Annotated in this window: 5 protein-coding genes and 1 pseudogene; 3 read left to right on the forward strand and 3 right to left on the reverse strand. The window is 64.0% G+C overall.

Annotated features, from left to right (window positions below):
- Nucleotides 1-2,039: sigma-54 interaction domain-containing protein (locus tag CZ203_RS15325; protein WP_087064288.1), on the reverse strand; the 2,039-nt coding region annotated here is incomplete at its 3' end.
- A 494-nt stretch (nt 2,040-2,533) separates the two neighbouring features.
- Here CZ203_RS15325 and CZ203_RS01325 point away from each other — a divergent pair.
- Genes CZ203_RS01325 through CZ203_RS01335 form a run of 3 tightly spaced genes read left to right on the forward strand, consistent with a single transcriptional unit; the run spans nt 2,534 to nt 5,620 of the window.
- Nucleotides 2,534-3,028, forward strand: a complete 495-nt coding sequence (locus tag CZ203_RS01325) for a tripartite tricarboxylate transporter TctB family protein (protein WP_087064289.1) — start codon at nt 2,534-2,536, stop codon at nt 3,026-3,028.
- A gap of 19 nt (nt 3,029-3,047) precedes the next feature.
- Complete coding sequence (locus CZ203_RS01330; protein ID WP_143436064.1) at nt 3,048-4,586, forward strand: tripartite tricarboxylate transporter permease; 1,539 nt, start codon at nt 3,048-3,050, stop codon at nt 4,584-4,586.
- A gap of 38 nt (nt 4,587-4,624) precedes the next feature.
- Nucleotides 4,625-5,620 (forward strand): tripartite tricarboxylate transporter substrate binding protein, encoded by a 996-nt coding sequence (locus CZ203_RS01335; RefSeq protein WP_087064291.1) that lies wholly within the window; start codon nt 4,625-4,627, stop codon nt 5,618-5,620.
- 146 nt (nt 5,621-5,766) lie between these two features.
- Here the strand turns inward: CZ203_RS01335 and CZ203_RS15035 are convergent, their stop codons facing one another.
- Both CZ203_RS15035 and CZ203_RS15410 read right to left on the reverse strand, forming a co-directional pair.
- A complete protein-coding gene (locus CZ203_RS15035) occupies nt 5,767-6,519 on the reverse strand; it encodes a S1 RNA-binding domain-containing protein (protein ID WP_407927691.1) in 753 nt (250 codons plus the stop codon).
- Nucleotides 6,514-6,686 (reverse strand): annotated as a pseudogene (locus CZ203_RS15410) (hypothetical protein); the annotation flags it as partial. The gene CZ203_RS15035 and the pseudogene CZ203_RS15410, both read right to left, overlap by 6 nt.

Raw genomic sequence — 6,686 nt, forward strand, 5'->3', positions numbered from 1 at the left:
CCCTCCAGCAGCCCCTTGCCGAGCGGCGACAGCGCGACCCCCTGCCGGGTGCGCCCGGCCAGCAGGTAGCCCGATTCCTTGAGGTGGCTCAGGCGCAGCTTGATGCGCGCCTCGGTCATGCCGAGGCGCACCATCGCCGGATGCCGCGCGAGCGAGTACCGCCCGGCGGACTGCCCCGCGCGGTTCATCTCGTCGATGCAGCGCAGCAGCGCAAGGTCGCCCTCCTGCAGCGCCGGGCGCGCGCTGGGCGACGGCGGCAGTTCGCGGGGCGTGAAGCCGCTGTCGCGGAAAAAGCTGGTCAGGATGCCCTGCCAGATGCGCCCCTCCTCGCTGTCCGGGCTGGGCACCTTGGAGAACAGCGAAAAGTGCTGCGCGATGGATTTCAGCTCGCGGATATTGCCCGGCCAGTCGTAGGACATGAACCAGTCGCGCAGGTGGGCGGGCAGCGGCACCCCGGTCATGGATTCTAGGATCACGGGCACGTCCTCCAGCCGCTCGCGCAGCGACGGGGTACGCAGGGTGAAGACCTTGAGGCGGTAATAGAGGTCCTCGCGGAACTTGCCCTCCGCGACCATCTGGGGCAGGTTGCGGTTGGTCGCGCAGATGATGCGCACGTCCACCGGGATGACGCGCGACGAGCCGACCGGCATGATCTCGCGCTCCTCGAGCACGCGCAGCAGGCGGCTCTGCATGGAGGGCGAAACGTCGCCGATCTCGTCGAGGAAGATCGTGCCGTGGTGCGCGGAGCGGAACAGGCCGGCCTTGCCGCCCTTGGACGCGCCGGTAAACGCGCCCTCGTCGTAGCCGAACAGCTCGCTTTCCATCAGGTTCTCCGGGATGGCGGCGAAGTTCACGCCCACGAACGGGCCGCGGGCGCGCGGCGACGCGTTGTGGATGGACTGCGCGAACAGCTCCTTGCCCGTGCCGCTTTCGCCGGTGATCAGTACGGTGGCGTCCGCCTGGGCATAATAGTTGGCCAGGGTCACGGTGTCGCGCAGCACGGCGGACGTGCCCTTGATATCGTCAAAGGCGTATTTTGCCACAAAGCCCTTGCGGTAGATGTTGGCGCGCGCCTTTTCCTCGGTGTTCATCAGGCTCTCCACGCGCACCAGGCTCAGGAACACGTGGCGGGACTCCTCGATATTGACGAGCCGCATCGTCGCCAGCACCGCGTGGTCGTGGATGTAGATCATCTGGTCGGTCGCGTCGGCCTCCCGGGCGACCATTTTGCACAGCGCGGAAAACTCGTGCAGCACCTCGCCGTACGGCTGCCCGAGCGCCTCCGCGGCCACCTTGCCGAGCAGCCCCTCGGCCGCGGGGTTGAACATGACGACCTTGCCCTGCCCGTCGATATTAATGAGGGCGTTCGTGCTGAGCACGCACACCTGCTCGAAGTTGCGCTGCAGCTTCGTGGATTCCTGCAGGGAGTCCTGCAGGCGGTACAGGCCGCGCACGATCATCTTGGCGTGGTTATGGTAGGCGTGCTCGAGCGCGTCGAACGGGATGTTATACACCTTCATGATGCGCGCCAGCGTGGACTGGGACAGGCCGCGGTGGCCGATATTAATGTAGGCCTTCTTGCCGTCCGGCGCGTAGTCGCGCGTGCCGGTATAGATGACGGTATCGTACCCGGCGGTGTCGATGCCGGCCTCGTGGCTGTACGGCTGTAGCCGGATGTGGTTGATGCCCATATCCGTCAGGTTGCGCACCGTCTCCTCCGCCATGGAGAGCGGCTTGTTCGCCACCAGCACGGGCGTGCCGGGCGGCAGCGCGATGACCTTCTCCAGCCGGTCGCCGCTGACCAGGCGCTGCGTGCAGATGATCTCGCTGTCCGGGAACAGGGCGCGCGCCGCCGGTTCGGCGAAGATGCTGGCGACCACCGCCTTGGGCGTTTGCGTCAGCGTGTGCCGCGTGGCGGAGGACAGCGGGATGATCTCCAGGTACCCGTGCAGGAACTGTTCCAGCAGGTTCTGGAGGAAGGCGCGGTTGAACTCGTTTTCTGTAAAGACCACCAGGGTTTGACGTTTTGCTGTATTCATCTTCCCACAACCTTGCTTCTTTCATGGATATTGTCTATAATATAGCATGGTATAGGTTAAAAGGCAAGCACGAAAGACGATTGGCAAAACCTAATAAGAACTAAACCAGGCCACTCGCGGCCGGCCATGGAATCCAGAAAAAGGCAGCCATCCGCCCCGCCCGCTTGGCAAGCCCATTTTGCAGGGAAACTTTCATAAAAATCGGCGGCTTGTTTTTAACACATCGCCAATATTTTAACAATCCCCGGCGATTCTGGCTCGGCGGCCGTACTGTGGCACCGAACTTGCTCTTTATACAGGCATCACACCGGCCGGCCGGGGCGTTCCCCGCCCAAAGCCACGGCCGGCAACGCGAAACGGTAAGGGGGGAAAGCGCATTCAAAGACCGGCCGCGCCGCCAAGGCGGGCGCGGGGGGCCGTCCCGGCAGCAGGCAAGAGGGCTGCGCGCCGGTGGAGCGGCTTCACAGATTTTTTGAACAAAGCGAGGTATCAAAATGTCTAACAACGAAAACGAAAATAAAGGCCGGACCTTTACCCTGACGGAGAGCAAGGCGGACCTCGTGCTCGGCGTCTTCTTCCTGGTGTTCTCCCTGGTCCTGCTGTTCGCCATCATCCCGTCGCAGGTCATGGACGTCGGCAAGGGCTTCCCGAACCCGCGCTCCTTCCCGAACTTCTGCGGCTACGCGATGCTGGTGCTTTCCATCTGCATGCTGTACCAGTCGTACCGCAAGCGCGGCAAGCAGGGCGGCGAGACCGTCACCTTCACCTCCCGCGGCATCAAGATGTCGCTGCTCGCGCTCGCCGTGCTGATCGTCAGCGTGGTGCTGCTGCAGTTCCTGCCGTACATCCCGGTGACCATCGCGCTGCTCGCCGGCATGATGCTGCTGCTCGGCCAGCGGAACAAGTTCGTGATCGCGGGCGTCAGCATCATCCTGCCCATCCTGGTTTACGTATTCTTCACCTACGGGCTCAAGCTCGTGCTGCCATAAGAAAGGGGCGTCAACTACTTTGGACGTATTATCTATGCTCGGCCAGGGCTTCCTGACGATCCTGATGCCGGGTAACCTCATCTACCTGGTCGGCGGCGTGGCGCTCGGCCTCATCATGGGCGCGATCCCCGGCCTGACCGCCACGATGGCGATCGCGCTGCTCGTCCCGCTCACCCTGTACCTCAGCCCCACACAGGCGATCACCATGCTGCTCGGCGCCTTTAACGGCGGCACCTTCGGCGGCAGTATCGCCGCCATCCTGCTGGCGACGCCCGGCACCCCGGCGGCCAGCGCCACCGTCGGCGACGGTTACGCGATGGCCAGGCAGGGCAAGGCCGGCAAGGCGATCAAGACCGCGCTTGTTTCCTCGGTCTTCGGCTGCCTGACGGCCTGCGTCCTGCTCGTGCTGATCGCGGAGCCCGTCGCCCAGTACGCGCTGCAATTCGGCGCGGCGGAATACACCATCCTCATGCTGTTCGCGCTGACGATCATTGCGTCCGCCTCGGGCGATTCCATGGTCAAGGGGCTGATGGCCGGCGCGGTCGGCCTGCTCTTCGGCGTCATCGGCATGGACCCCGTCGAAACCATCCCGCGCCTGACCTTCGGCGCGCTCAAGCTGTCGAGCGGTATCGACATCGTCACCATGCTGATCGGCTCGCTCGCGCTCTCGGAGATCCTGGTGCAGATCGAGTCCTTCCACAAGCGCAAGCAGGGCGCGCTGCTCCCGCCGCCCTCCTGCCCGGATGACGACAAGTTTACCCGCAAGGACTTCAAGCGCACCTGGAAGACCATGCTGCGCTCCGCCCTGCTCGGCAGCGGCATCGGCGCGCTGCCCGGCCTCGGCTCCTCCCTGGCCGCCTGGGTCGGCTATGACGCGGCAAAGCGCGCCTCCAAGCACCCCGAGGAGTTCGGCAAAGGCTCCATCGAGGGCATCGCCGGCGCGGAGGCCGCGAACAACGCGGTCTGCGGCTCCAACATGATCCCGCTGCTCACCCTCGGCATCCCCGGCGACGTGGTCGCCGCGCTGATCATCGGCGCGTTCATGCTGCAGGGCCTGACCCCCGGCCCCATGATCTTCCGCGAGGCCGCGCAGGACGTTTACAACATCTATGCGGGCGTCATGGTCTCGAACATCGTCATGGCCATCATCACCCTGCTGACGGTCAAGCTCTTCACCAAGATTTCCAAGCTGCAGCCGAACGTCGTGCTGCCCTGCGTCTGCATGTTCTGTATCGTCGGCGTGTACGCGCTGAACTCCAGCCTGTTTGACGTCGGCATCATGCTGGCCTTTGCCGTCATCGGCTATTTCCTGCAGAAGTTCCACTTCCCGCCCGCATGCATGCTGGTCGGCTTCATCCTGTCCCCGATGCTGGAAAAATACTTCCGCACCGCGATGCAGATGTCCCGCGGCAGCGTGTCCATCTTCTTCAAGAACCCGCTGGACTGGGTGCTCTGGGTGATCACGGCGGTTTCCCTGTTCACCATCCTGCGCGGCAAGTACAAGCGCTACAAGGCCGCCAAGGCCGCGGAAAAGGCGGCGGAAGCCCCCGCTGAATGACCTTACGATGCAAACTTATAAAAGAGAGGTAAATTAAGATGATGAAAAAGAAACTGGCAATGGTTTTATCCGCAGCGATGCTCGTGGGCGCGCTCGCGGGGTGCGGCGGCACCGACAGCAGCTCCAGCAGCACCGGCGCAAAGGATACCGCCAAGAAGGGCGACTTCCCGACCAAGACGATCACCCTGATCTGCAACTACGGCGCGGGCGGCGGCACCGACCTGGCGAGCCGCGCGCTGGCCTCCGCGATGGAGAAGACCCTCGGCGTGCCGGTCTCGGTCGTCAACAAGCCCGGCGGCAGCGCCACCATCGGCGTCACCGAGGTGCTCAACGCCAAGGCCGACGGCTACACCTTCGGCGTGTGTTCCTACTCCCCCATGGTCATCGCGCCGCACCAGATGCAGGTCGCGTACACCCCGGACAGCTTTGATTACCTCGGCACCCTGTCCCAGTACGATTACGGCGTCCTCGTCAAGGGCGATTCCCCGTACCAGGACATCGACGACCTGGTCGAGGGCGCGAAGGCGAACGGCGGCCTTAACATGATGGGCTCCGGCTACCCGCACCCGCTGGTCATCGAAGGCCTGGCGGAGCTGACCGGCACCGACATCCAGTTCGTCAACATGAACTCCTCCTCCGAGGTCGTCACCGGCCTGCTGGGCGGCCACTGCGACGCCATCAGCCTGGTCATGTCCGACGCGACGAGCTATATCGAATCCGGCGAGCTGCGCCTGATCGCCTCCTCCAACACCGAGCGCCTGGAAGACTACCCGGACGTGCCGACGCTGCAGGAGCAGGGCTATGACCTTTCCGTCCAGTCCTACATGGGCCTCGGCCTGCCGAAGGGCGTCGACCCGGAGCGCATCGCCGTCCTGCAGGACGCGTTCGACAAGGCGTTCGACGACCCGGACTTCCAGAAGACCATGGAGAACCTGAGCATCCATGTCAAGCACATTTCCGGCGAGGAGTTCTATGAACTGCTCAAGACCGATTACGACTTCTACGCGGACTATTTCGCGGAGAAGGGCGAATAAGCGTTTTTCCTTTCCTCTTGGCCGCGGGCGGGTGCAGACCGTCCGCGGCCTTCCTCATCCCCGGCGCAAAAACGAAACGCCCCTGCGGGCGCAAAAAAGGGAGGCCGCCCCAACCGGGGTGGCCTCCCTTTGCCACAGGCTGCGCCTCAGCGCACCTTTTCTTCTTCCTTGACGTCCTTCATGGACAGGTTGATGCGGCCCTTGTCGTCGATCTCCATGACCTTGACCCAGACCATATCGCCCTCGTGCACCGCGTCCTCGACCTTCTCGATGCGGCGGTTCGCCATCTTGGAGATGTGTACCATGCCGTCCTTGCCCGGTACGAGGTTGACGAATGCGCCGAAGGTCATCAGGCGGACGACCTTGCCGTAGTAGACTTCGCCCGGCTCGGGGTCCTTGACGATTGCCTCGATCATCTTGCGCGCCATTTCGCCCTCGTGCGCGCTCACCGACGCGATGACGACCGTGCCGTCGTCCTCGATGTCGACCTTCGCGCCGGACTCGGCGACGATCTTCTGGATCACGCTGCCGCCCTTGCCGATGACCTCGCGGATCTTGTCGGGGTGGATGTGCATCGTGATCATCTTGGGCGCCCACTCGCTCATTTCCTTGCGCGGCTCGGGGATCGCCTTGAGCATGATCTCGTCCAGGATGCCGTAACGCGCGTCGCGGCACTTGCGGAACGCTTCCTTGATGATGTTCGGGGTCAGGCCGTCGACCTTGATGTCGACCTGGATGGCCGTGATGCCCTTCTTGGTGCCCGCCACCTTAAAGTCCATGTCGCCGTAGAAGTCCTCGACGCCCTGGATGTCGGTAAAGGTGGTCTCCTGGCCGCCGTCGGTGATCAGGCCGCAGGAGATGCCGGCGACCGGCGCCTTGATCGGCACGCCCGCGTCCATCAGGGCGAGGGTGGAGCCGCAGACCGAGCCCTGCGAGGTGGAGCCGTTCGAGGAAACGACCTCGGACACCAGGCGCAGCGCGTACGGGAACTCCTCTTCCGACGGGATGACCGGCAGCAGCGCGCGCTCTGCGAGCGCGCCGTGGCCGATCTCGCGGCGGCCGGGGC

This window comes from Intestinibacillus massiliensis (assembly GCF_900155735.1).
In the GTDB taxonomy this organism is placed as follows: Bacteria; Bacillota; Clostridia; order Oscillospirales; family Butyricicoccaceae; genus Intestinibacillus; species Intestinibacillus massiliensis.